The sequence below is a fragment of the Mesorhizobium sp. M0701 genome (assembly GCF_040320365.1).
In the GTDB taxonomy this organism is placed as follows: domain Bacteria; phylum Pseudomonadota; class Alphaproteobacteria; order Rhizobiales; family Rhizobiaceae; genus Mesorhizobium.
In genome coordinates, this window is the sequence record NZ_JAMYPO010000004.1 from 170335 (window position 1) to 193756 (window position 23422).

A 23422-nucleotide genomic window follows, 5' to 3' on the forward strand; every position below is an offset into this window, starting at 1 on the left:
GACTGCGGCAATGGCCAGGACATTGCGGCTAGGAAGCAGCGACGCCGCAATATCCCGGTCGCGCCAGCGGCTCAAGCCGCCAATGTCGTTCGAGACGCTCATGCTGTTGCACCGAGGCTCTCGAGATCGAGCCATCTGTCGTCCAGCGGAGCGATTGGATCCAGCCGTGTCATGGGTTTCCGGGGCTCCTGCTCAATCGGTTTGGAGCGGCGCAGGCGCCGTGTAACGCAGATAGACAGTGATTTCCGGCTCGGCGTGCAGCAGACGATAGTCGGCCAAGGCGACCTGGATCCGCTTGTCCTGCAGCATCAGGGCAGTCCACGCGGGCGAGCCTGACAGCACGATATCGGGCTTCTTCGCTGATATCTCGGCGGCGTTTTCGCCGATCACCCGATCGCGGATGCTTTCAAGTTCCCGTCTCCGTTCGAGATCGCCGGTGACGCGGGCGAGCGTGTCCGCGTTGGAGACCGCCCAGGCGCTCGGATGGCGTGATATGAACCTGCCGCCAACCAGCCTGGCGAGGGGATGGGCAACCTGCATCTGGTCGGCAATCGACATGATGGTCGGGGTTTCGACCGTTGCGCGGATCGCGGCGACAGACCGGTCGATCGGGCCGTTATCCGTCGTCAGCGCCGCGTACTGTGCCCTGACCGCTATTTGCAGCACCAGCACGCAGCCGAAGATCAGGGCGGCCTTGCGAACGAAGCCTGCACTGCCGAATGTGCCGAACCGCACAAGCTGGATGCCAAATGCAAGTGTCGCAACAACGACCATCGGCAGCGCGTGATTGGGCCAACCCTTGCCCATGACGATGAAGGCCGGAATGAACCCCAGGGCGGTCAGGAGCGGAATCCTGACGTCCCAGTTCGTCTTTCTCAGGCCGCCGGCCGCAAGCACGGTGGCGGCGGCCAGAAGCAGCACCACTTTCGGCCAGTTTGCCAGCATATCGGCGGCAGAGGCCCTCAACGGAAGATAGACCTCCCTGACCAGGGGCAGGACGTCGCTGACGTAAGCGCGGTCGAAGAGCGCAATAGACGCGATATAGGCGGCCACGATCGCAGCGCCCACCAGGTTCTCTGCGACGAAGAGCGGTCTCAGCGACCGCCTTTCAAGCGCAAGACAGAGCGACGGCAACATGAAGGCCAGCACAAAATAGGGCGGCTTGACCATGACCACGACCGCCGCGCCAAAGCCCGCGACCATGTGCTCCAGGCGCGAGCCCGCGCTGAAATCCAGGTTCCGCTGACGTGTGCATTGCAACGCCACCCAAGGCAGAATGGCAATCAATGCGAAGTGCTCGCGTTGGCCGAATTGATCCGGCATGAAACACAGGATCAAAAACAGGGCCGCCGCTGCCGCCCACAGCGCATGGGGCTGCCGGTAGACCGGTTCATCGCGCGCGAGAATGCGGACGGAAACGGAAAGACTGGCCAGGCTCAGGCAAACGACGCCAAGCGTCAGCCAGAATTCCGCACGCATGCCAGTGAGCTTTTCCAGGAGCATGAACGGCATGTAGAGCCAGATCGAGAAAGGGGGGTTGGTCTCCACGATGTCGGTGTTGAGCCGCTCTCCGCCAAGCAGGCGGTCGCAGACGACCAGAAGCCACGACACGTCAACATTGGTCGGAATTGCAACGGTCGATAGCCAGACGGCGTATGTGACGACCAGACTGGCCAGCAGCAACGGAGCACCCGCTACGCCCACAAAGGGCGAGAAGCGGTTGGCGCCGGGCAGCAGTTCACTGAGGGATCGCGCGCTAGAGACCACGAAACACCCACCGCCCGAGGACGACATAGTTGATGACCGGCACGGCAATGCAGGTGAGCAGGATCGGGATTGCGGCAGGGACGCCGAGCATCTGGGTCAAAAGCCCCGGCAGGGCGATCGCGACGGCGAGGCCGGAAGCGGTGAGCAGGAGGAAGCGGGGCAATTCCATAGCGTGGCTGCCGCCCGAGGTGAACGTGAAATATTTATGCCCGGTGTAGGAGAACAGCGCGGCGACGGCGTAGGCCGCAAACGATGTGAGCGCCGCCGGCAGGGCCGCCGTTGCCTGTCCACGCGACAGCAGAAAAGCGCAAACGGCGTAGATCAGCGTCGACGCGATGCCAATCAGCGCAAAGCGCGATAGTCGACGATACGAGCCGGTGCCCATGACGCGGTCAAGCTGCCAATTTCTCGTCGAGGCGAGCGGTTTCGACGGCGCTGTCCTCGCGGAATACTGCCAGCAGCGAAACCCCGAAGGGCAAGCTTGCATTTGGTATGATGCGGCTTTCCGCCGAAAACACTGCCTTCATCGCCGCATTCAGTGGTTTTGGCGGCGTAGCATGGCCGGCTGGCAAGGCCGACTTGCGCAACCTGTCCACCAGTCGTGCCAGCGCCGCTACCGGGAAGAGCGCGGCATTTGTGTAGCTCAGCCGGTCGATCGCGAAACCAGCCCTTTCGATTCGTTCACGCAGCAGATTGCGTGAATAGCGCCGCATATGATGCAGCCCCACATCATGCGTGCTCCACAACCATTGGTGTGCGGGCACAGTGAGGACGACGCTGCCGCCCGGTTTCAGCACTTGGCGGATCGCGGCAAGCGACGCCTCGTCTTCGGCGACATGCTCCAGCACGTCGAACAGGCAGACGAGGTCGCAGCTTTGCGGCGCGACAGGAATGTTGTCCGGCAGATGTCCGGCGAGGAACTCGCGGCCGGTCTTTTCCCAGGCAATCCTGCGTGCGAGATCGCTCATCTCGACTGCCGTCACTGCGCCGAACTGCTCCAGCATCCGGATGTTGCCGCCGGTGCCGGCGCCGATCTCGACGATGCGCGCGTTTTCAGGCAGGCCGATGCTGCGAATGACCGCCTCGGCGATGGCGCGACGCCCGCAGAACCACCAATGCTCGTCTTCGGTGGCAGCCATCTGTCGGTAGGCGTCGATCTCCATCAGCTCATTCCCTCATATTTGCGGCGCACGATGTAGATCGGACGCTGCTTGATCTCGGCGTAGACCCTGCCGAGGTATTGTCCGATGATGCCGATGCCGAGTAACTGGATGCCGCCAAGGAAAAGAACACTGACCAGCAGGGAGGCGTAGCCGGGCACATCAACGCCAAAGATCATTGTCTTGGCGACGATCAGCAGGCCGTAGAGGAACGACAGCGCGGAAATCGTCGCGCCGACATAGGTCCAGATTTCAAGCGGAGCGGTGGAGAAGCTGGTGATGCCTTCGAGCGCGAAGTTCCACAGCTTCCAGCCGGAGAATTTCGACTGGCCGGCGATGCGCTGATCGCGGACATATTCGACGCTTGCGGTGCGGAACCCGACCCAGGCGAACAGGCCCTTCATGAAACGACGGCGTTCGGGCAAAGACCGCAGCGCCTGGATGACCTGGCGGTCGATCAAACGGAAGTCGCCGACATCGTGCGGGATCTTCTGCTGCGCGATCCAGTTGTGAACGCGGTAGAACATCGAGGCGGAGCGCTGCTTGAGAAAGCTGTCGCTCGACCGATTGGCTCGCTTAGCCAGAACAACCTCAAAACCCTCGCGCCACTTTTCCACAAGCAGCGGAATGACATGCGGCGGATCCTGCATATCGACATCCATCGGGATCGCTGCATCGGCATCGCAGCTGTCGAGCCCCGCGGTCATCGCGGCTTCCTTGCCGAAATTGCGTGAAAGGTCGATTACGTGGATGCGTGGATCGGTCTGTTGGGCTTCGATCAGCTTTTCGAGCGTCGTATCGCTGCTGCCGTCGTTGACGAAGATGAACTCGAGGGCAACGCCTTTGTCCTTCAGCGGCGCGGTGCTTTCGCATACCGCCTTCAGGAATGGAGCAATTGCGCCTTCCTCATTGTGGACAGGCACGATCAGGGCAATCGTTGCGCCGCCGCTGCCCGGACGTGCGATGCGGTCAGCTGCCGGCCGATCGATGTTTAGGAATGGCGCATTCATTTGTTTGCCGAGCCCGCAGATCAGGCCCGACAATAGAAAGACTGGGTTAAGATGACTTTAAGGAATGCCCCGGGATTTCACAGTTTCCTGAGCGCCACTTCCTCGACCAGATGGTTGGCGCCCTTGCGCAGGATGAGATCGGCACGGGCGCGGGTCGGCAATATATTCTCGCGCAGATTCTTCAGGTTGATGTTGGTCCACAGGCCCTCGGCGATGGCGCGGGCCGCATCCTCGGAAAGTTGCGAATAGCGGTGAAAGAAGGAGGCCGGGTCGCGGAAGGCGGTTTCGCGCAGCCGCATGAAGCGGGCGATATACCAGTGATGGATCAGCGCCTCCTCGGCATCGATGTAGATGGCAAAGTCGAAGAAATCCGACAGGAAAGGCACGATCTTGCCGTCCTTCGGCAGCTTACCCGGCTGCAGGACATTAATGCCTTCGAAGATCAGGATGTCGGGCCGGTCGATGGTCTGGAACTCGCCCGGAATGACGTCATAGGTCAGGTGCGAATAGACCGGCGCGCGGACGTTGCGCTGCGCCGATTTGATGCCGGACAGGAAGCGCAGCAGCGCGCCGACGTCGTAGCTGTCGGGAAAGCCCTTGCGCTCCATCAGGTTGTTGCGGCGCAGGACTTCGTTCGGCAGCAGGAAGCCGTCGGTGGTGACCAGGTCGACCTTGGGACTCGACGGCCAGCGCGCCAGCAGCTCCTTTAGCACGCGCGCCGTGGTCGATTTGCCGACCGCCACGGAACCGGCAATGCCGATGATGAACGGTGTCTTGGCCGCGTCCAGCGCGTTGAAGAAGGCCTGGCGTTGCCTGAACAGGAGTTGACTGGCTTCGACATGAGCCGACAACAGCCGCGACATCGAAAGATAGATGCGCTCGACCTCGTGGAGATCGACCGGATCGTTCAGCGACCGCAGACGACGGACCTCGTCCTCGGTGAGCGTCATCGGCGTATCGGCGCGGAACCGCGACCATTGCTCGGCCGAGAAGAAACGATAGGGTGAATACTTCTCGGTAGGAGCGAGCTGGTCCATCGAGTTCCTCCGCAGCGATCAGCCCCGGTCCAGCCGAGACGCCTTTTCGGCGATACCCGAACGACCGGTGCGGCGTTCAAGCTCGTTGAGCACATCGCTCAGCGGAATGTCCGCTATGCCGAGAACGACAAGCCAATGATAAATGAGATCGGCGCTTTCCGAAACAAGCGCGGCCCTATCGGCGCTGACGGCTGCGATCACCGTTTCGACCGCCTCTTCGCCGAGTTTCTGCGCTGCCTTGCTCATGCCGCGCTGAAAGAGCTTGGCCGTCCACGAATCCGGATCGCCGGAACGTGCGCGTTCGCCAATAATCTTCTCCAGATCGGAGAGCGAGAACTCGGTCATGACGGCGTTTACAGCCTCTTCTTAGCCGGAAAGGCTCTAGGACCGATTACCCGGCGAGTCCAGCCGCATCGGCAGTCCGGCCTGAGCCATGTGCAGCTTGGCTTCGGCGATGCTGTAGGTGCCGAAATGGAAGATCGACGCCGCCAGCACTGCGCCGGCATGGCCATCGCGAATGCCTTCGACAAGGTGGTCGAGCGTGCCGACGCCACCGGAAGCGATGACCGGCACGCGTACGGCATCGGCGACCGCGCGGGTAAGGGCTATGTCGTAGCCGGCCTTGGTGCCGTCGCGGTCCATCGATGTTAGCAGGATCTCGCCGGCGCCGAGATCGACCACTCGCCGAGCGAACTCGACGGCGTCGATGCCGGTCTTCTCGCGGCCGCCATGGGTGAATATCTCCCAGCGATCAGCCTCGCTCGCAGCGGACACTTTCTTGGCATCGATGGCGACGACGATGCACTGGTTGCCGAATTTGTCGGCAGCCTCGGCGACAAAATTTGGGGTCTTCACCGCCGCCGTGTTGATCGACACCTTGTCGGCGCCGGCCAGTAGCAGCTTCCTGATGTCGGCGACCTGACGGACGCCACCGCCAACGGTCAGCGGCATGAAACATTGTTCGGCGGTGCGGGCGATGACATCGAAAATGGTCTCGCGGTTTTCCGACGAGGCGGTGATGTCGAGAAAGCAGAGCTCGTCGGCGCCGGCCGCGTCATAGGCTTTTGCCGCTTCGACGGGATCGCCGGCATCGACCAGGTCGACGAAATTGACGCCCTTGACGACACGGCCGTTCTTGACGTCGAGACAGGGGATGACGCGGGCTTTCAGCATCAGATCCTCTCGATCGCCGCAAGAAAGTCGACAAGCAGCTGGCCGACGACGGGCGGAACTTCGGACTGGGAATCAAAGGCCGGGTCGTAGGCCGAGAGCGTCACGCCGACGATTGGGATTGACCTGGCCAGTCCGCAGGCAAGCTGCCGTAGCTGTTCCGGACTCGGGCCTCCCGGGTGCGCGTAGCGGTTCACCTGCAACACATCCGGATCGAGGACATCCAAGTCGAGATGCAGATGCGCCCGCACAGTCCCTGTCGCCGTGAGCTTTCCGACCATATCGAGTGCACCGGCACATTCGGTGCGCACGATCGGCAAAGTTTCCAGCAGTCGCTTTTCGTCGGGATCGAGGTCGCGGGCATCGACCAGCATGCAGCGCGCCGGGTCTATCGGCCGGAACCCCGGAATTGCTGCCGCCATCGGATGCCAGCAGAGCCCGAGCGTCGCCGCCAGCGCCATGCCGTCGAGAAAGCCGTAGGAGGACGTCTCCGGCGTGTTGAGATCGCCATGCTGGTCGATCCAGATGATCGAATCCGCAACTTCACCGGCGACCGCACCGGCGGCGGTCAGGCAATTTCCAGCAAGGATAATGGGGAAGCGTCGTCCATCGCGGGCGAGGTTAGCCTTGGTCGCGACGGCGTTGCAGACGGCGAAGCCGGTTGCAATTTCGCGCCCCTGCTCGTCTCCGACCTTGCCGATATCTTCGACGGCGACGTCATGGCCAGCCACGGTCAGGGCTTCGACCAGCCCACCGCCGATGATGGCATCCGGCCCCTGGCCGCACCCTTCGTGATAGTGCCCGCTGTCGTAGGGAGCAACGATAATCGAGACCTTCACGTTTCACACCCCTGCCATCGGTTTGCCGCGCAGGATCGCCAATGCCTCGGCTGGGTCGATGCGGCCGTCGTAGAGGGCGCGTCCGGAGATCGCGCCTTCGAGCTTGCGGGCATCGGGCATGGTCATGCGCACGATGTCGGCGATCGAGGCGAGCCCGCCCGAGGCGATAACCGGGATCGACACCGCGTCGGCGAGATCGATGGTGGCGTCCCAGTTGATACCGGTCAACACACCGTCGCGGTCAATATCGGTGTAGATGATGGCGGCGACGCCGGCACCCTCGAATTTCCTCGCCAGTTCAATGACGCCGAGGCTCGAGGCTTCAGCCCAGCCTTCGACCGCGACCTTGCCGCCCTTGGCGTCGATGCCGACGGCGATCTTGCCCGGGAATGCCTTGCAGGCCTGCCTGACCAGATCCGGATCGCGCACCGCCACGGTGCCAAGAATGACGCGGGCCAGCCCACGGTCGAGCCAGTCCTCGATCTGCGCCAGGGTGCGGATGCCGCCGCCGAGCTGCACCGGATTGCTCGTCGCCTTCAGGATGGCGCCGACCGCGGCGCTGTTGACGCTCTGGCCCTTGAAGGCGCCGTTGAGGTCGACGACGTGCAACCATTCGAAGCCCTGCTCTTCGAAGGCGCGCGCCTGAGCGGCGGGATCGTCATTGTAGATGGTGGCGGTGGCCATGTCGCCATGCCTGAGGCGCACGCATTTGCCGTCCTTGAGGTCTATCGCCGGAAACAGAAACACCTTCAGGCGCCTTCGACGATGACAAAGTGGCCGGTCGAGCCGGCTAGCCTGTACTTCAAGGCCTCCTGGTATTCAGGCGAGCCGTAGCATTCCAGCGCCTTTTCATAGGATTCGAATTCCACCAGCACGTGGCGATTGCCTGCCGGTCCTTCCGGGCTGGTGTACCGCCCGGCGCGCACCGGGAACTTCGCGCCGTATTTCGCGAAAGCCGCGGCATTGGCCTCGATGTACTGCTTGTAGATCTCGGGATCGTGGACATCGACCATTGCCATCCAATAGCCCCTCTTGCTCATGGTTCAGGGCCTCCAGCCTAGGAAATTGGTGATCAGCGCCAGGCCCAGCGCCTGGCTCTTCTCGGGGTGGAACTGCGTTCCGGCTAGGTTGTCGCGGGCGACAGCGGCCGTTACCGGGCCGCCATAGTCGGCAACCGCCAGCACCTCATCCTCCTTCCGTGCATCGAGATGGTAGGAGTGGACGAAATAGGCGTGCAGTCCCTTGCCACCCGTCGCAATGCCGGAAAACAGCGGATGCTTGCGCTTCAGGTCAATCGTGTTCCAGCCGATCTGCGGGATCTTCAGTGTCGGATCGGCCGGCGTGATCTCCTTGACGTCGCCGGCGATCCAGCCAAAGCCCTTTGTGACGGTCTTTTCCAGGCCTCGCTCCGACATCAGCTGCATGCCGACGCAGATGCCGAGGAACGGCCGAGCCTTGGCGATCGCCACCTCCTCGACCGCTTCCCACATGCCGGCGACCGCACGCAGTCCAGCGGCGCAATCGGCATAGGCACCGACGCCGGGCAGGACGATGCGGTCGGCGGTCCTGACCCGCTCGGCATCGGCGGTGAGTTCGATCGCGGCGGCAATGCCGGCTTCATGCGCGGCACGCTCGAAGGCCTTGGTGGCCGAGCGCAGATTGCCCGACCCGTAATCGATGATCGCCACCCTCATCTCAGGGCTTTCCCGGAATATGGTTCAGCCCCAGCGCCAGGCCCATCTGCGCCGACCGGGCATGTGCTGCGTCTGGGACGATGCGTTGCACCGTCGGTTGTTCAGCCGACTGAGCATCGGCTTCCAACGCATAGCGGACGTCTGCGTCGTCGAGCCTGTCGGCCTCGACCACGCCCCATTCATGCCAGCCACGACGACGCAGGGCTGCGATCCGCAAGGCCTGCCCTTCCAGTCCGACAAAGAGCATGACAAGCAGGGATAAAAGCGAGCCGGCTGTTTCCAGGTCCAGCCTTTCGCCCAGCATCGAGAGCAGGCCCATGGCGACAAACGCCAATGCCGCCTCGACCCAGAGCCGGTGCCAGGCCAGCCACAGCGGCGGCACCAAGAAGCCGAGCCAGGCAAAGCCGTCACGGATAAAAGTAGTGTCCACGCTTTCGCTGCGGCCTGGCGGCTCCATCACGACAAAGATGGCCATGACGCTATCCTTTCAGGGATCCCTTGGTGGAGGGAACCGCGTCCGGCTGGCGCGGGTCGCGCTCAAGCGCCGAACGCAGCGCACGCGCCACGGCCTTGAAGCAGGTCTCGGCGACGTGGTGGTTGTTGGCGCCGTAATGATTGGTGACATGAAGCGTGATGCCGGCATTCTGCGCCAGCGCGTGGAAGAATTCGCGCACCAGCTCGGTGTCGAACGTACCGATCTTCGGCGACGAGAATGAAACATTCCAGACCAGAAAAGGCCGGCCGGAGACATCGATTGCCGCCCGCGTCAGTGTCTCGTCCATGGCGAGATCGATCGAGGCGTAGCGCATGATGCCGCGCCGCTCGCCCAATGCCTTGGCCAGCGCCTGGCCGAGCGCAATGCCCGTATCCTCGACCGTGTGGTGGTCGTCTATGTGCAGGTCGCCCTTGGCCTTCACGGTCATGTCGATCAGCGAATGGCGCGACAACTGGTCCAGCATATGGTCGAAGAAGCCGACGCCCGTCGAAACGTCGGATTTGCCCGAGCCGTCGACCTGAACCGACACGGCGATGTCGGTTTCCCTGGTCTTGCGGCTTATCTCGGCGGAACGGGGCGCCATGACCTCATCCTTGTCTCAGATTTTGCACGATTCAGGCGTTCACATGCCTGAAAACGAAAGCCTTCTAGCAGCATGATCCGGCGATTGCCAGTTACCGCTGCGGAGCACAGTCCGGCCCGGCGGATGGCCGGTTTGCAATCGTCCGGCCTATGCATACATATGGCCGATCAAGTCACTCGTAACGCGCCGATCGCCTCGATGGGATCGGTGCTTATCGGAGCAGAAAATGTCGAATGAACTGACCATGCATGCCACGACCATCCTGACCGTGCGCAAGGGCGGCAAGGTGGTGATCGCCGGCGACGGCCAGGTCAGCCTCGGCCAGACCATCATGAAGGGCAACGCCAAGAAGGTGCGCCGCATCGGCAAAAGCGGCAACGTCATCGCCGGTTTCGCCGGCGCCACCGCCGATGCTTTCACGCTGCTTGAGCGACTCGAAGCCAAGCTCGAACAATATCCCGACCAGCTGACACGTGCCTGCGTCGAGCTCGCCAAGGACTGGCGCACCGACCGCTATTTGCGGCGGTTGGAAGCGATGATGCTGGTGGCCGACAAGTCGGTGTCGCTGGCGCTGACCGGCACCGGCGACGTGCTGGAGCCCGAATTTGGCATCATGGCCATCGGCTCGGGCGGCAATTACGCGCTGGCAGCGGCACGCGCGCTGGTGGACAGCGACAAGGGCGCAGAGGAGATCGCCCGCAAGGCGATGCAGATCGCGTCAGACATTTGCGTCTACACCAACAACAGCTTCGTCGTCGAAACCCTCGATGCCGCCTGAGCGGAGCCTCCGCTACGGTTTTCGGCCGGTGACCGAGAGGGACCTGCCGATGATCGCCGGCTGGCTTGCCGAGCCGCATGTTGCCGAGTGGTGGGACGATCCCGAGACCGAGATCGCGCAGATCCGCGAGCACATCGACAGCATTTCGGTCGAGCCGCTGATTATCGAGCTCGACGGCAAGCCCATCGGCTATTTGCAGAGCTACGATCCGCATCTGGAGGACGGCCATCCCTATAGCGACCAGCCGTTCGGCACGCTCGGCATCGATCTGTCGATCGGCGTGCCGGAGCTTGTCGGGGTCGGCCACGGCTCGGCGATCGTCCGGCAGTTCGTCGAGCAGCTTTTCGAGGAAGGTACGCCGCGCGTCATCATCGACCCAGACCCCGCCAATGCACGAGCTATCCGTGCCTATGAAAAGGCCGGTTTCACGGCTATCGATCGCAGGAAGTCGGAATATGGCGATGCCGTGCTGATGGCGATTGATGCCCCAGAGGGTGATGCCGGACAGGGTGACGCAAAAGAGGGGCAATAGCAGCATGAGTGTATCCAGCGACAAAACCGTCTCGGCCTACTACGACAGTTGGCGAATGGGGCTTCTGCTGGTTCTCGGCCTGGTCATCTTCCAGGCCGGGGTCCTTTACGGCATGGGGCGGACGCCGATCTGTACCTGCGGCTATGTCAAGCTGTGGCACGGCATCGTGCAGAGCTCGGAGAATTCCCAGCATATTTCCGACTGGTACAGCTTCTCGCACATCATTCACGGTTTCCTGTTCTATGCGCTGGCGTGGTTCCTTTTCCCGCGCTCGCCGATCGGGCTCAGGCTGGCCTTTGCGGTGGTTATAGAGGGCGGCTGGGAGCTGCTCGAGAACAGCCCTTTCATCATCGATCGCTATCGCGCCGGCACGATCTCGCTCGACTATTATGGCGACAGCATCATTAATTCGGTGTCGGACACGCTGGCCATGGTGCTGGGGTTTGTCATGGCGCGAAGGCTTCCTATATGGGTGGTCGTAACCCTCGCCCTCATCTTCGAATTCGGTGTCGGCTATCTCATCCGGGACAATCTGACACTCAACGTGATCATGCTGCTGCATCCGTTCGAGTCCATTCGGCAGTGGCAAAGTGGAATTTAGTGACATGAGCACCTTCTCTCCTCGCGAAATCGTTTCGGAACTCGACCGCTTCATCATCGGCCAGAAAGACGCCAAGCGTGCCGTGGCGATTGCCTTGCGCAACCGCTGGCGCCGCCAGCAGCTCGAGGGCCAGATGCGCGAAGAGGTGATGCCGAAGAATATCCTGATGATCGGCCCGACCGGCGTCGGCAAGACCGAGATTTCGCGCCGCCTGGCACGCCTTGCCGGTGCGCCTTTCGTTAAGGTCGAAGCCACCAAGTTCACCGAGGTCGGTTATGTCGGCCGCGATGTCGAGCAGATCATTCGCGACCTGGTCGAGATCGCCATCGGGCTGGTTCGCGAGAAGATGCGCGAGGACGTCAAGGCGCGTGCCCACATCAACGCCGAGGAACGGGTGCTCGAAGCGCTCGTCGGCAAGACGGCGAGCCCGGCCACCCGTGACAGTTTCCGCAAGAAGCTGCGCGACGGCGAGCTCGACGACAAGGAGATTGAGATCGAAGTGGCCGATACCGGCAATGGCGGCATGCCCGGCTTCGAGATCCCCGGCATGCCGGGCGCCAATATCGGCGTGCTCAACATCAACGATATGCTGTCGAAAGCGATGGGCGGCAAGAAGACCAAGTTGCGCAAGACGACCGTCAAGGAGTCCTACGGGCTATTGATCAGCGACGAGTCCGACAAGCTGCTCGATCAGGACGAAGTGGTGCGCAGGGCACTCGAATCGACCGAGAATGACGGCATTGTCTTCCTTGACGAGATCGACAAGATCGCCTCGCGCGAAGGCGGCATTGGTGCCGGTGTTTCGCGTGAAGGTGTGCAGCGCGACCTGCTGCCGCTGGTCGAAGGCACCACGGTTGCGACCAAATACGGACCGGTGAAGACCGACCACATCCTGTTCATCGCCTCGGGTGCGTTCCACGTCGCCAAGCCCTCCGATCTGCTGCCGGAATTGCAGGGCCGCCTGCCGATCCGCGTCGAGCTGCGGGCGCTGGAGAAGGGCGATTTCGTCCGCATCCTCACCGAGACCGAAGCCAGCCTGATCAAGCAGTATATCGCGCTGATGAAGACCGAAGGCGTCGACCTGGTCTTCACCGACGACGCCATCGATTCGTTGGCCGGCATCGCCGTGGACCTCAACGCCAGCGTCGAGAATATTGGCGCCAGGCGGCTGCAGACGGTGATGGAACGGGTGCTGGACGATATCTCCTATGACGCGCCGGACCGCAACGGCACCTCGGTGACCATCGATGCCGCCTATGTCGAGAAGCATGTCGGCGACCTCTCCAGAAACACGGACTTGTCGCGTTTCATCCTGTAGGAGACGCTTCACTCTCGAAGAGGGTCGGGGAATTGCTCCCGGCCTCCCCAATTTGGCCCAGCATTCCCGATGTGTGGCCAAATGGAAGCATCCGGCAAGCTTTCGTCCCGTCGGGTGCAGGCGTCTCTCGACTCCCGGTGGAGCATTACCTAGTTTGCCGGCGACTATTTGGGCGGCGGCGCATGAAAAAACTGATCCTCGTCATTTTGGGGCTGACGCTGGCGGCAGCCATGTTCGCCGCGCAAGCGGCAACGATGGTGCCGCCGGGCAACCGCAACACCGAGCAGCCCGACATACCGGGCGCTTCGAGCCGGCGCACCCAGGCGACCAACACCACCTTCCAGGCGAAATACCGCAAAGTCTTTGCGCTGCTCCAGAACGATGCCGAGCTGCGCGGTAAGATCAAGCAGGCAGCCGCGGCCTATGACATCGACCCAATCCATATCGTTGGAGCCATCGTCGGCGAGCATACCTATAATGTCGATGCCTATGACCGGCTGCAGACCTATTACGTCAAGGCGATCTCGTATCTGTCGAGCAAGCTCTCCTTTGCCTATGATGGCGAGGACATCACCGATTTCGTGCAACGGCCGCAATTTGCGAAATGCGCAGGGAAGTCCGACAGCTACGATCTGTGGGAGTGCCGCGAACAGGTGTGGAACCGGTCGTTCCGCGGCAAAACCGTCAACGGCGAGAGCTTTCCCAACGACCGCTTCGGCGCCACTTTCTTCCAGCCTTATTATGCCGGCCAGACTTTTGGCCTTGGCCAGCTCAATCCGCTGACGGCACTGCAGATGAGCGACCTCGTGCACAAGGTTTCCGGCCTGCCGGAACTCGACGTCGGCGACCCCAATGCGGTGTACAAGACAATCATGGACCCTGACCTGACACTGCCTTATGTCGCGGCGACGATAAGGAAGTCGATCGACGCCTATAAAAGCATTGCCGGCTTCGACATCTCAGGCAATCCCGGCATCACGTCGACGCTCTACAATGTCGGCAATCCCGAACAGCGCGCCTATGCGCTGAAAGCCGAGAACGACAAGCGCCGCGCTGCGGGCGAGCCGGAAAAGCTGCCCGAGGAAAATTACTATGGCTGGCTGGTCAACGACAAGCTGCCGGAGCTGAAAGCGCTGTTTTAGCCGAACGCGTTCGGTCAACTATCCACGCGGCGGATCAAGCCGCCAGCAGCGATTTTAATTTGACCGCCTGCGAGACTAGCGATTCCGGCGCCGGCCTTGCCTGCTTTGCAATCAGCATCTCGGCCAGCCTTATGTCGCGGGCGACCGCGTTGCCGGGGCCGATGCCGCTTGCCGCAACCAGCCTGCCGTCCTCGGCGAGGTGGAACAGGATGAAGGCGCCGTCGCCGAGGTCGCGGCGCACGATGCTGCGGCCTTCGTCCGACAGGCCGGCGATCTGCAAGGTCAGGCCGTACTGATCCGACCAGAACCACGGCACCGCCGCATGGGCCTCGCCGGCGCCAAGCATATTCCTTGCGGCGAGCGCGCCCTGCTCCTGTGCGTTGCGCCAGGCTTCGAGCCGCACGCGCCGGCCGCCATAGAGGGCGAGCGGAAACGAACAGCAGTCGCCGGCGGCAAAGATATCCGGGTCGCTGGTGCGAAGCTCGGCGTCGACGGCGACACCATTGTCGACGGTCAGCCCCGCCTCCGCGGCAAGTCCGGTCACCGGCACGGCGCCGATGCCGATCACGGCAAGATCGGCGACAATGTCGTGTCCACCGGCGAGCGCGATGCGCACTTCGGCGCCATCATCGGCAATGGCGGCGATGCCCTCGCCGCACAGGATTTTCACGCCTTCCGCTTCATGCGCCTGATGGATGACCTCAGCGATCTCGGCTGGCACGCCGCGCATCAAGATGCGCGGCTGCGCCTCGATGATGGTGACCGCGGCACCCAGTCTGCGTGCCGCCGCGGCAAGCTCAAGCCCGATGAAGCCGCCGCCGACTATGGCGATGCGATTTCCGGCGCTGAGATGGGCGCGAATGGCCAGCGCGTCGTTGAAGGTCCGGAGGTAGACGCAGCGCCCGCCAAGGCCCGGCATAGGCAGCTTGCGCGGCACCGAACCGGTCGCCAGCAGGAGCTTGTCGTAGGCCAGGGCGGAACCGTCCGAGAGGCGCACGACATGCGCCTCTCGGACGATCGCCACCGCCTGGACCGAATGGATATGCCTGATCGATCTTTCGGCCAGAACCGCCTCACTGGCGATCGCCTTGATCAGGGGCGCGTCGGCAACCATCGCGTCTTTCGACAGCGGCGGGCGCTCATAGGGCAGATGCGGCTCGTCGCCGACCAGCGTCACCGGGCCATCATAGCCGAGCTCGCGCAGCGCAAGGGCGGCGCGCCCGCCGCATTCGCCGGCGCCGATGATGACCATTCCCTTCGTCATCATCAACCGATCCGGACAAGGACTTTGCCGGCGTCGACTTTGACCGGATAAGTTCTTAGATCGACGCAGACCGGCGCGCCCCTGGCAGCCCCTGTCTTGTAGTTGAAGCGGCCATTATGCTTCGGGCACTCGATGACGTCGTCCATGACCAGCCCGTCCGCCAGATGCACCTTCTCATGCGTGCAAAGCCCGTCGGTGGCGAAATACCCGTCGTCGGGGCTGCGATAGATGGCAAAGGTGCGGCCGCCATGGTCGAAGCGCATCACGTCTTCTTCGTCGATGTCCTCGGCGTCACAGGCCTCGACCCAGTCGCTCATTTACGGGTCCCTCGATGTTTGGTGCGTTGGCATGGGCTTGTCATTCAGCAGCCACCGCAACAGCAGCGTTATCGCTGTGGAAATCCTCGCGATAGGGCCGCGCCGTCGGCGGCAGTTCGCGCTTTATGAAATAATCCTCATTGCGCAGCTGGCGCAGGAAAGCCGGTATCATCTCGCGGTAGCCGGCCAGGATGGATGGTGTCGGCGCCGGCAGATCGTGCTTGATCAGTTCGTGCAGCCTGGGCAGCGCGTGATAGGGCACCATGGGAAACATGTGATGCTCGACGTGGTAGTTCATGTTCCAGTAGATGAAGCGGCTTATCGGGTTCATGTAGACGGTGCGGCTGTTGAGCCGGTGATCGGTGACGTTTTCAGCCAGGCCGCCATGCTGCAGCAGGCCGACCATGACATGGTGCCACGCGCCGTAAAGCCTGGGCAGCCCGACCAGCATCAGCGGCAGGAACGAGCCCGTGTAGAGCGCCAGCGCAATGGTAGCGGCATAGATTGTCGTCCAGATGCGGGCAATGCGAATTGCCTTCGGCTGCTCCTGGTCGGGAATGAAGGTTCTTTCGGCCGGACTGACGATACCGGCTGCATTGCGCAGCATGTCGCTCATCGCATGCCAGGCGTCGAGAATGCCGACGAAGTTGAGCACCACGCGCAGCAGATCGGGCGGACGCATCACCGAGATCTCCGGATCGCGGCCGACTATGATGGTATCGGTATGATGTCGCGTGTGGCTCCAGCGCCAGGTCACCGGGTTGCGCATGACCATGAAGCAGGCGACCTGATAGACCACGTGGTTCATCCACTGCGTCCTGAAAGCGGTGCCGTGGCCGCATTCGTGCCAGCGTGAGTCGGTGGAGGAACCGTAGAGGACGCCGTAGACGAAGAAGAACGGCACGCACCACCAGCTGCCCCAGAACCAGGCGGCGCCGGCGCCGCTGAGGATCATGGTGCCGAGCCAGATGATGGTGTCGCGGATCGCCGGGCCGTCGGAGCGCTGCATCAGCTCCTTCATCTGCTTGCGCGGCACGTCGGTGTGATACCACTCGGCCGCCGCCAGCCCGCTCTCGACGGCAAGCTTCGCGTCGCGGCCGATCAGGCTGTAGTCGCGTCGGGACGCTGCTGCGGAGCTCGTATTCCCGGTTCGGAGTCCAATATCCACCATAGCGGAGGCCTCGATCATATTCGGTCAGCGTTCAAAATAACGCCGAGCCCTGATAGGCTCAATATCACAAAGATAGTTTCTATCATTTCCCATCAGAATGGTGTAAAAGGGCCAAACAGTGGAATGAGGCAGCGATGGCGAAACGGCCGACGATCACCGACCTGGCGCGCATTTCGGGGGTCAGCGTTGCCACCGTCGACCGGGTGCTGAACAACCGCTTGCCGGTGCGCGAGGAAACCGCGCGCCGCGTCTATGAGGCCGCGACCAGCATCGGCTATCACGCAGCCGGATTGATCAAGCAGCGGATGCGCCATGAATTGCCCGAATACCGGCTCGGGTTCCTGCTGTTGAGGCGGGAGGACGTCTTCTACAGCGAATTTGCCCGCGAGCTTGAACTGGCGGTATCGCAGTCGCCGCGCTTTCGCGGCGTGGCCACCATCGACTTCGCCGCTTCGCTGGCGCCGGACGAGATCGTCGAGCGGATGCGCAAGCTGGCCGCCAAATCCAGGGCCGTCGCCCTGGTCGGGCCTGATCACCCGACGCTGACGGTCGCCGTCGAGGCTCTCAAAGCCAATGGCGTACCGGTGTTCTCCCTGCTTTCCGACTTTGCGTCCGGTATTCGCGAGGGCTATGTTGGCCTGGACAATCGCAAGGTCGGCCGCACCGCTGCCTGGATGATCTCGAAGGCCGCGAAGAGACCTGGCAAGGTTGCCCTCTTCGTCGGCAGCCATCGCTTTCATGGCCATGAGCTTCGCGAGATCGGTTTTCGCTCCTTCTTTCGCGAGCAGGCGCCGGAATTCACTCTCCTCGAGACGTTGGTCAATCTGGAAGCGAACCAGATCACGCATGATGCAATGATCGAGCTTCTGGCCCGCCACCCTGATCTCGCCGGTTGCTATGTCGCCGGTGGCGGTATGGAAGGCGCGATCTCGGCGCTGAGGGAGGCAAAGCCGGCTGAGATGCCGGCGGTCGTCTGCAACGAGATCACGCCCGACTCCCGCGCGGCGCTGGCAGATAATTTCCTGACCATGGTGATCTCGACGCCACTGGCGGCGCTTTGCCGCGAGCTTGTCGGGCTGATGGCGCATGCCATCGAGACCGGCGCTGCGAATGCGCCGGGCCAGACCTTTCTGCCCTTCGACATTTATCTGCCAGAAAACATCTGACGTCGCGGTCATCGGCGGCAGACATGATGTAATCTATCAGAACGCTTTCAGGCCTCGCTTGCCTGAGCGTCCGTCCAAAAGCGCTCGAAATGCCGAAAATCCATTCCTCATGGCGAAATCTCGCTTGACGCCCACGCGAAATGGAATAAATATTTCACCATCTGAGCATTTTGGTTCTTTCGTTCCGGAAGATCTGTTTCAGGCAAATGCCTCTGGAACCAAAAATGGCAATCGGGAGAGAATTCCCTGCGAGATCGGGGATTCCGGGTAGATCGGTGCAGCCGGACACCAATGTGGAGGAGAAATAAAATGAAAAAACTGCTTTTGGGCGTCGCGTTCGCGGCGCTGATGAGTTCGTCCGCCTTTGCCGCCAAGATCGGCGTGTCGATGGCGTTGTTCGACGACAATTTTCTCACCGTGCTGCGCAACGGCATGATTGAACAGGCCAAGGGCATGGACGGCGTCGAGCTGCAGGTGGAGGATGCGCAGAACGACGTCGCCAAGCAACTCGACCAGATCAAGAACTTCGCCGCCTCAGGCGTCGACGCCATCATCGTCAACCCGGTCGACACCTCGGCGACCCAAGCAATGTCGGACGCAGCCGCCGCTGCCAAGATTCCACTGGTCTATGTCAATCGCGAGCCGGTCAACGTCGACACGCTGCCCGAAAACCAGGCCTTCGTCGCCTCGAACGAAGCCGATTCCGGCACGCTCGAGACCAAGGAGGTCTGCCGCCTCTTCAAGGAGGCCGGCAAGACTGAAGCCAATGTCTATGTGATCATGGGCGAGCTGTCGAACCAGGCAGCGGTGCAGCGCACCAAGGACATTGATGACGTGATCGCCACACCGGAGTGCAGCTTCATCAAGATCATCGACAAGCAGACGTCGAACTGGAAGCGCGAAGAAGCGCAGAACCTGATGACCAACTGGCTGTCGACCGGCAAGCCGTTCGACGGCGTCATCGCCAATAATGACGAAAGCGCCATCGGCGCCATCCAGGCGATGAAGGCCGCCAACATCGACATGAAGTCGGTTGTCGTCGGCGGGGTCGACGCTACCCAGGATGCGCTTGCCGCGATGCAGGCGGGCGACCTCGATGCGACGGTGTTCCAGGACGCGGCCGGCCAGGGTGCCGGCGCGCTTGACGCAGCGCTCAAGCTGGCGAAGGGCGAGAAGGTCGAGCACAAGGTCTACATCCCGTTCCAGCTGGTCACGCCGGCGAATATCGACAAGTTCCTGAAGAAGAACTGAGGCGGACCTGTCCGATACGGAGCGGCGCGCCAAAGTAAGACAGCGCCGCTCCGCTTTTTCCCTCTCGGCCTGAACAGCGCCGAGTGGAGACCGTGGCTGACGGAGGAAGCACGATTGGCACAGACATCTCACGGCGTCGGCGGGCTCAGCTATGATGCGAAGCGGCGCGCATGGCCGGCCGAATTCAACGTCTTCCTGGCGCTCGTCATCCTGGTCGGCGCTTTCGAGCTGATCGGCCGGGTCTTCCTGGGCGACAGCTTCCTTTTCAATACCCGCGACAATATCGATGCGATCTTCAACGAAGCGCGCCTGCAGATCATCATCCTGCAGGTGTCGATCGTCGGCATTATTGCCATCGGCGTGACGCAGGTGATCATTACCGGCGGCATCGACCTGTCCTCAGGTTCGATCGTCGGCGCCACGGCGATGATAGCCATGAGCTTCGCCCAGGTAGCGACGGTCAACGGCAACCCGAACCCCAAGGCGATGTTCATCGCCCAGGGCTGGACCGACCTGCCGGTGATCGTGCCCGTGCTGGTCGCGATCGGCTGCGGCCTGCTGGCCGGCCTGGTCAACGGCGCTTTGATCGCCTACACGCGCATCCCGCCGTTCATCGCCACGCTCGGCATGATGGTCACCGCGCGCGGCATCGCCAAATGGTGGTCAAAGGGGCAGCCGATCTCGTTTCCGACCGAGAGTTTCGCCGCCATCGGCAAGGGGCTGATGCCGGTCATCATTTTCATATCGCTCGCAGTGCTGTTCCAGCTGATCCTGAGTTACACCAAATTTGGCAAGCACTGCTATGCGATCGGCTCCAATGAGGACGCCGCGCGCATGTCCGGCATCAACATCGCCAACCACAAGATCCTCGTCTACGTCATTGCCGGCGTCCTCGCCGCGCTCGCCGCCGTGGTGCTGAGCTCCAAGAATCTCACCGCCCAAGCCGGCATGGGTGTAATGTACGAGCTCGATGCGATCGCCATGGCGGTTATCGGCGGTGTCTCGCTGTCGGGCGGCCGCGGTTCGATTATTGGGACGGTGATAGGCTCGCTGATCTTCGGCGTGATCATCTCCGGTTTCACCTTTCTGCGCCTCGATGCCTATTACCAGGAGATGGTCAAAGGCGTGATCATCGTCGGCGCAGTCGTTCTCGACCAGTGGCGCCAACGCCTGCGGGCAATGAGGGCTTGATCATGTCGGACATCGTCCTGAGGACCGAAAACCTGACCAAGTATTATGGCGGCGTCCATGCGCTGGAGGGTGCCAACTTCGAGCTGCGCAAGGGCGAGCATGTCGCCATCATGGGCGACAACGGCGCGGGGAAATCGACCTTCGTACGCCAGATCACCGGCGTCGAGCAGCGCACCAGCGGCAGGATGTGGTTCGACGGCAAGGAAGTGAATTTTGCCGGCCCCATCGAAGCCCGCGAGGCGGGCATCGAGACGGTGTTCCAGAACCTCGCGCTCGCCGACGACCTCGACGTGCCGTCGAACCTGTTCCTCGGCCGCGAGCGGGTGCTGTTCAATCTAGGGCCCTTCTCGATCCTCGATCGCAAGTTCATGCGCAAGGCGACCGAGGCAGCCTTGGTCCGCACGGCGGTCAAGATCCCCAATCTTTCCAATACTATCCGCCATATGTCGGGCGGCCAGCGCCAGTGCGTGGCAATTGCCAGAACAGCAACCTTTGCTTCCAAGCTCATCATCATGGATGAGCCGACGGCGGCACTCGGCGTGCAGGAGACGATGCAGGTCGAAAACATCGTCCGCACGCTGAAGGAAAATGGCGAACCGCTGATCCTGATCTCTCACAACATGCGCCAGGTGTTCGACCTGGTCGACCGCATCGTCGTTTTCCGGCGCGGCCGCATCGTCGCCAATTTGCGCAAGCAGGACACCGACGGCAACGATATCGTCTCCTACATCACCGGTGCCAAGACCGGGCAGGCGGAACTTGCGGCGTAACGGCCAACGCCGAGCCACAGGCGCTGACACGCCCTCCCTTCCGAACCATCCTCAAAGGAAAATTCTTCATGCCTCTTCGCTTTGCTCTTCTCGGTGCCGGCCGTATCGGCAAGGTTCATGCTCGCGCCGTTGGTTCCAATCCGCAGGCCAGGCTGGTTGCGGTTGCCGACGCCTTCGAGAAGGCGGCGACCGATCTGGCCTCTGCCTATGACGCCGAAGTGCGCAGCATCGATGCCATCGAGAAGGCCGGCGATATCGACGCGGTCGTCATCTGCACGCCGACCGACACTCATGCCGACCTGATCGAACGCTTCGCCAAAGCGGGTAAAGCGATTTTCTGCGAAAAGCCGATCGACCTCGACGCCGCCAGGGTGGAACGCTGCCTGGCCGTCGTCGACAAGGCCGACGCCACCTTGATGGTCGGCTTCAACCGCCGCTTCGATCCGCATTTTGCCGCCGTGCGCAAGGCGATCGACGACGGCGCCATCGGCACTGTCGAAATGGTGACAATCACCTCGCGCGATCCCGGCCCGCCGCCGCTCGACTATATCGGCCGCTCGGGCGGCATCTTCCGCGACATGACCATTCATGATTTCGACATGGCGCGCTTCCTGCTCGGCGAGGAGCCGGTGGCGGTCAGCGCGCATGCTTCGGTGCTGGTCGACAAGAAGATCGGCGAGGCCGGCGACTTCGACAGCGTCAGCGTCATCCTCGAAACTGCTTCCGGCAAGCAATGCGTTATCTCCAACTCACGCCGCGCCACCTACGGTTACGACCAGCGCATCGAGGTGCATGGCTCGAAAGGCATGATTGCGGCCGAGAACCAGCGGCCGGTGTCGATCGAACTGGCCAATGAGAAGGGCTATACGCGGCCGCCGCTGCACGATTTCTTCATGACCCGTTATCTCGACGCTTATGCCAACGAGATCGCTGCCTTCATCGCGGCAGCGACGTCAGGCAAGAAGGCGGCGCCGAGCGGCAAGGACGGGCTGGTGGCGCTCAGGCTGGCGGATGCGGCGCTGAAATCGGCCAAGGAAGGCAAGACCGTCCGCCTCGACAAAACAATCTGACTATCAAGCACAGGAGCAAGGCGATGAACGGTTCAGCCGGTCGCAATTCCGAAACACGCGCCATCGTCACCGGCGGCGCACAAGGCATCGGCTTTGCCGTCGCCGAAGCGCTGGCCGATGAGGGTTGCCGGGTGCTGGCGCTGATCGGCCGCTCGCAGGAGAAGGGCGACAAGGCTGTCGCCATCCTCAAGGGGGCAGGCGTCGATGCCATCTTCATCAGCGCCGACGTCTCAAAAGTGGCCGACTGCAAGCGTGCGGTCGAAACGGCGATTGGCCATTTTGGTACCGTCAACGCGCTGGTCAACGCCGCTGCCACCTCGGCTCGCGGCTCGCTGGTCGAGACCTCCGAGGATCTGTTCGACCAGATATTCCAGACCAATGTGCGCGGCCCGTTTTTCCTGATGCAGGGCGTGGTGGCGCATTTGCTGGCGCGCCAGGTACCGGGCTCGATCGTCAACGTGCTGTCGATGTCGGCGCATTGCGGCCAGTCGTTCCTGGCGCCCTATTCGTCGAGCAAGGGAGCGCTGGCGACACTCACCAAGAATGTCGCCAACGCCTATCGCGGCAATCGCATCCGCTGCAATGCGGTGCTGCCCGGCTGGATGGACACCGAGGGCGAGGCGATCGTGCAGAAGAAATGGCACGACGCGCCGGAGGACTGGTTGGAGAAGGCCGAAGCCGCGCAGCCGATGGGCCAATTGGTGAAGCCGGCGCAGCTTGCCCGGTTGATCAGCTATATAATCAGCCCGCAGTCCGGCGTCATGACCGGGTCGCTGGTCGACTACGATCAGAGCATCGCCGGGGCGTCACCGGAATAACGCCGGCAAGTCTAGCGGAACGCCGCCCATCACTTCGTCATCCACGGGCGAAGCAAGGAGCGCAGCGACGCGGCGCAGACCCGAGGATGACGAAGTTCGGGGGGCTTCAGCCAATCGCGAATGGGCTGGAGTAAACCTCCTCCTCACCAGGCACGTGACAAGCGCCTCCGCATCGACTATATCAGCCCTCATGATCCACCTGACCGCCACCTATTGGTACTTTAGCTACTCGCTGGCGGCGGGAGGATTGCGCTCGATCTGAAGATTGCAGCAACAA

Annotated in this window: 27 protein-coding genes; 11 read left to right on the forward strand and 16 right to left on the reverse strand. The window is 62.2% G+C overall.

All coding sequences use genetic code 11. The annotated features are described in order from the left end of the window. Positions 1-192: 192 nt before the first annotated feature. From NKI24_RS06185 to hisB, 13 genes are all read right to left on the reverse strand, one after another. Positions 193-1767, reverse strand: a complete 1575-nt coding sequence (locus tag NKI24_RS06185; RefSeq protein ID WP_352743928.1) for a hypothetical protein — start codon at positions 1765-1767, stop codon at positions 193-195. After that, positions 1757-2152: a GtrA family protein gene (locus tag NKI24_RS06190; RefSeq protein ID WP_023677541.1), complete on the reverse strand. Its 396-nt coding sequence runs from the start codon at positions 2150-2152 to the stop codon at positions 1757-1759. Before NKI24_RS06190 ends, NKI24_RS06185 begins: the two co-directional genes overlap by 11 nt. Before the next feature lie 7 nt (positions 2153-2159). Next, positions 2160-2930: a class I SAM-dependent methyltransferase gene (locus NKI24_RS06195; RefSeq protein WP_352743930.1), complete on the reverse strand. Its 771-nt coding sequence runs from the start codon at positions 2928-2930 to the stop codon at positions 2160-2162. Then, on the reverse strand, positions 2930-3937 hold the full coding sequence (locus NKI24_RS06200; RefSeq protein WP_352454814.1) for a glycosyltransferase family 2 protein: 1008 nt from the start codon (positions 3935-3937) through the stop codon (positions 2930-2932). Before NKI24_RS06200 ends, NKI24_RS06195 begins: the two co-directional genes overlap by 1 nt. A gap of 77 nt (positions 3938-4014) precedes the next feature. Next, the gene (coaA, locus tag NKI24_RS06205) at positions 4015-4974 is read right to left on the reverse strand and encodes a type I pantothenate kinase (RefSeq protein ID WP_352451662.1); all 960 of its coding nucleotides are present in this window, start codon (positions 4972-4974) and stop codon (positions 4015-4017) included. Between the two features lie 18 nt (positions 4975-4992). Next, entirely contained in the window at positions 4993-5319 is a 327-nt protein-coding gene (locus tag NKI24_RS06210; protein ID WP_352576337.1) for a phosphoribosyl-ATP diphosphatase, read from the reverse strand. A 36-nt stretch (positions 5320-5355) separates the two neighbouring features. Continuing rightward, positions 5356-6150 (reverse strand): imidazole glycerol phosphate synthase subunit HisF, encoded by a 795-nt coding sequence (hisF, locus tag NKI24_RS06215; RefSeq protein ID WP_023677537.1) that lies wholly within the window; start codon positions 6148-6150, stop codon positions 5356-5358. Then, a complete protein-coding gene (locus NKI24_RS06220; protein WP_352743933.1) occupies positions 6147-6983 on the reverse strand; it encodes an arginase family protein in 837 nt (278 codons plus the stop codon). The genes hisF and NKI24_RS06220 overlap by 4 nt, the downstream gene beginning before the upstream one ends. 3 nt (positions 6984-6986) lie before the next feature. Further along, positions 6987-7730: a 1-(5-phosphoribosyl)-5-[(5-phosphoribosylamino)methylideneamino]imidazole-4-carboxamide isomerase gene (hisA, locus tag NKI24_RS06225; RefSeq protein WP_352454816.1), complete on the reverse strand. Its 744-nt coding sequence runs from the start codon at positions 7728-7730 to the stop codon at positions 6987-6989. A 2-nt stretch (positions 7731-7732) separates the two neighbouring features. Then, entirely contained in the window at positions 7733-8023 is a 291-nt protein-coding gene (locus NKI24_RS06230; RefSeq protein ID WP_352743935.1) for a DUF1330 domain-containing protein, read from the reverse strand. A gap of 3 nt (positions 8024-8026) precedes the next feature. Then, positions 8027-8677, reverse strand: a complete 651-nt coding sequence (gene hisH, locus NKI24_RS06235; RefSeq protein WP_352505976.1) for an imidazole glycerol phosphate synthase subunit HisH — start codon at positions 8675-8677, stop codon at positions 8027-8029. 1 nt (position 8678) lies between these two features. Further along, entirely contained in the window at positions 8679-9152 is a 474-nt protein-coding gene (locus NKI24_RS06240) for a DUF2628 domain-containing protein (protein WP_352743937.1), read from the reverse strand. Between the two features lie 4 nt (positions 9153-9156). Continuing rightward, entirely contained in the window at positions 9157-9756 is a 600-nt protein-coding gene (gene hisB, locus NKI24_RS06245; RefSeq protein WP_352454820.1) for an imidazoleglycerol-phosphate dehydratase HisB, read from the reverse strand. A 226-nt stretch (positions 9757-9982) separates the two neighbouring features. Between hisB and hslV the strand changes: the two genes are divergently transcribed. The 5 genes from hslV (at position 9983) to NKI24_RS06270 (ending at position 14127) form a co-directional block, all read left to right on the forward strand. After that, positions 9983-10534: an ATP-dependent protease subunit HslV gene (gene hslV, locus NKI24_RS06250; RefSeq protein WP_352743939.1), complete on the forward strand. Its 552-nt coding sequence runs from the start codon at positions 9983-9985 to the stop codon at positions 10532-10534. Then, positions 10524-11066 carry a GNAT family N-acetyltransferase gene (locus tag NKI24_RS06255; protein WP_352743941.1) on the forward strand — a complete coding sequence of 181 codons (543 nt, stop codon included), beginning with the start codon at positions 10524-10526 and terminating at the stop codon, positions 11064-11066. The genes hslV and NKI24_RS06255 overlap by 11 nt, the downstream gene beginning before the upstream one ends. Positions 11067-11070: 4 nt before the next feature. After that, positions 11071-11667 (forward strand): DUF2585 domain-containing protein, encoded by a 597-nt coding sequence (locus NKI24_RS06260; protein WP_023677528.1) that lies wholly within the window; start codon positions 11071-11073, stop codon positions 11665-11667. Between the two features lie 4 nt (positions 11668-11671). Further along, positions 11672-12985, forward strand: a complete 1314-nt coding sequence (gene hslU, locus NKI24_RS06265) for an ATP-dependent protease ATPase subunit HslU (protein ID WP_352454824.1) — start codon at positions 11672-11674, stop codon at positions 12983-12985. Positions 12986-13167: 182 nt separating this feature from the next. Beyond that, positions 13168-14127 carry a DUF1402 family protein gene (locus NKI24_RS06270; RefSeq protein WP_352743943.1) on the forward strand — a complete coding sequence of 320 codons (960 nt, stop codon included), beginning with the start codon at positions 13168-13170 and terminating at the stop codon, positions 14125-14127. Positions 14128-14161: 34 nt separating this feature from the next. Here the strand turns inward: NKI24_RS06270 and NKI24_RS06275 are convergent, their stop codons facing one another. The 3 genes from NKI24_RS06275 to NKI24_RS06285 are packed head-to-tail and all read right to left on the reverse strand — an operon-like array spanning position 14162 to position 16897. Further along, entirely contained in the window at positions 14162-15391 is a 1230-nt protein-coding gene (locus NKI24_RS06275; protein ID WP_352744007.1) for an NAD(P)/FAD-dependent oxidoreductase, read from the reverse strand. Positions 15392-15393: 2 nt separating this feature from the next. Beyond that, complete coding sequence (locus NKI24_RS06280; protein WP_352472320.1) at positions 15394-15708, reverse strand: MocE family 2Fe-2S type ferredoxin; 315 nt, start codon at positions 15706-15708, stop codon at positions 15394-15396. A gap of 40 nt (positions 15709-15748) precedes the next feature. Then, on the reverse strand, positions 15749-16897 hold the full coding sequence (locus tag NKI24_RS06285) for a fatty acid desaturase family protein (protein WP_502901436.1): 1149 nt from the start codon (positions 16895-16897) through the stop codon (positions 15749-15751). Positions 16898-17013: 116 nt separating this feature from the next. Here NKI24_RS06285 and NKI24_RS06290 point away from each other — a divergent pair, with 116 nt between their 5' ends. The 6 genes from NKI24_RS06290 to NKI24_RS06315 all read left to right on the forward strand — a co-directional run bounded on the left by NKI24_RS06290 (position 17014) and on the right by NKI24_RS06315 (position 23145). Next, positions 17014-18045, forward strand: a complete 1032-nt coding sequence (locus NKI24_RS06290; protein WP_023677522.1) for a LacI family DNA-binding transcriptional regulator — start codon at positions 17014-17016, stop codon at positions 18043-18045. A gap of 309 nt (positions 18046-18354) precedes the next feature. After that, positions 18355-19296 carry a sugar ABC transporter substrate-binding protein gene (locus tag NKI24_RS06295; RefSeq protein ID WP_352451673.1) on the forward strand — a complete coding sequence of 314 codons (942 nt, stop codon included), beginning with the start codon at positions 18355-18357 and terminating at the stop codon, positions 19294-19296. A 114-nt stretch (positions 19297-19410) separates the two neighbouring features. Continuing rightward, positions 19411-20487, forward strand: a complete 1077-nt coding sequence (locus NKI24_RS06300; protein ID WP_352743946.1) for an ABC transporter permease — start codon at positions 19411-19413, stop codon at positions 20485-20487. Positions 20488-20489: 2 nt separating this feature from the next. After that, positions 20490-21257 (forward strand): ATP-binding cassette domain-containing protein, encoded by a 768-nt coding sequence (locus NKI24_RS06305; RefSeq protein WP_352743948.1) that lies wholly within the window; start codon positions 20490-20492, stop codon positions 21255-21257. A gap of 68 nt (positions 21258-21325) precedes the next feature. Further along, positions 21326-22327: an inositol 2-dehydrogenase gene (gene iolG, locus NKI24_RS06310; protein WP_352743950.1), complete on the forward strand. Its 1002-nt coding sequence runs from the start codon at positions 21326-21328 to the stop codon at positions 22325-22327. Positions 22328-22350: 23 nt separating this feature from the next. Then, positions 22351-23145 carry an SDR family oxidoreductase gene (locus NKI24_RS06315; protein WP_352743952.1) on the forward strand — a complete coding sequence of 265 codons (795 nt, stop codon included), beginning with the start codon at positions 22351-22353 and terminating at the stop codon, positions 23143-23145. Positions 23146-23422: the final 277 nt, after the last annotated feature.

What these genes read in the sequence shown, in the direction of transcription:
- NKI24_RS06190 (WP_023677541.1), bottom strand. Translation starts at nt 2,152, where the DNA reads ATGGGCACCGGCTCGTATCGTCGACTATCGCGCTTTGCGCTGATTGGC.
- NKI24_RS06195 (WP_352743930.1), bottom strand. Translation starts at nt 2,930, where the DNA reads ATGGAGATCGACGCCTACCGACAGATGGCTGCCACCGAAGACGAGCAT.
- NKI24_RS06200 (WP_352454814.1), bottom strand. Translation starts at nt 3,937, where the DNA reads ATGAATGCGCCATTCCTAAACATCGATCGGCCGGCAGCTGACCGCATC.
- coaA (WP_352451662.1), bottom strand. Translation starts at nt 4,974, where the DNA reads ATGGACCAGCTCGCTCCTACCGAGAAGTATTCACCCTATCGTTTCTTC.
- NKI24_RS06210 (WP_352576337.1), bottom strand. Translation starts at nt 5,319, where the DNA reads ATGACCGAGTTCTCGCTCTCCGATCTGGAGAAGATTATTGGCGAACGC.
- NKI24_RS06230 (WP_352743935.1), bottom strand. Translation starts at nt 8,023, where the DNA reads ATGAGCAAGAGGGGCTATTGGATGGCAATGGTCGATGTCCACGATCCC.
- hisH (WP_352505976.1), bottom strand. Translation starts at nt 8,677, where the DNA reads ATGAGGGTGGCGATCATCGATTACGGGTCGGGCAATCTGCGCTCGGCC.
- NKI24_RS06240 (WP_352743937.1), bottom strand. Translation starts at nt 9,152, where the DNA reads ATGGCCATCTTTGTCGTGATGGAGCCGCCAGGCCGCAGCGAAAGCGTG.
- hisB (WP_352454820.1), bottom strand. Translation starts at nt 9,756, where the DNA reads ATGGCGCCCCGTTCCGCCGAGATAAGCCGCAAGACCAGGGAAACCGAC.
- hslV (WP_352743939.1), top strand. Translation starts at nt 9,983, where the DNA reads ATGTCGAATGAACTGACCATGCATGCCACGACCATCCTGACCGTGCGC.
- NKI24_RS06255 (WP_352743941.1), top strand. Translation starts at nt 10,524, where the DNA reads ATGCCGCCTGAGCGGAGCCTCCGCTACGGTTTTCGGCCGGTGACCGAG.
- NKI24_RS06260 (WP_023677528.1), top strand. Translation starts at nt 11,071, where the DNA reads ATGAGTGTATCCAGCGACAAAACCGTCTCGGCCTACTACGACAGTTGG.
- hslU (WP_352454824.1), top strand. Translation starts at nt 11,672, where the DNA reads ATGAGCACCTTCTCTCCTCGCGAAATCGTTTCGGAACTCGACCGCTTC.
- NKI24_RS06270 (WP_352743943.1), top strand. Translation starts at nt 13,168, where the DNA reads ATGAAAAAACTGATCCTCGTCATTTTGGGGCTGACGCTGGCGGCAGCC.
- NKI24_RS06275 (WP_352744007.1), bottom strand. Translation starts at nt 15,391, where the DNA reads ATGACGAAGGGAATGGTCATCATCGGCGCCGGCGAATGCGGCGGGCGC.
- NKI24_RS06280 (WP_352472320.1), bottom strand. Translation starts at nt 15,708, where the DNA reads ATGAGCGACTGGGTCGAGGCCTGTGACGCCGAGGACATCGACGAAGAA.
- NKI24_RS06285 (WP_502901436.1), bottom strand. Translation starts at nt 16,897, where the DNA reads ATGATCGAGGCCTCCGCTATGGTGGATATTGGACTCCGAACCGGGAAT.
- NKI24_RS06290 (WP_023677522.1), top strand. Translation starts at nt 17,014, where the DNA reads ATGGCGAAACGGCCGACGATCACCGACCTGGCGCGCATTTCGGGGGTC.
- NKI24_RS06295 (WP_352451673.1), top strand. Translation starts at nt 18,355, where the DNA reads ATGAAAAAACTGCTTTTGGGCGTCGCGTTCGCGGCGCTGATGAGTTCG.
- NKI24_RS06305 (WP_352743948.1), top strand. Translation starts at nt 20,490, where the DNA reads ATGTCGGACATCGTCCTGAGGACCGAAAACCTGACCAAGTATTATGGC.
- iolG (WP_352743950.1), top strand. Translation starts at nt 21,326, where the DNA reads ATGCCTCTTCGCTTTGCTCTTCTCGGTGCCGGCCGTATCGGCAAGGTT.
- NKI24_RS06315 (WP_352743952.1), top strand. Translation starts at nt 22,351, where the DNA reads ATGAACGGTTCAGCCGGTCGCAATTCCGAAACACGCGCCATCGTCACC.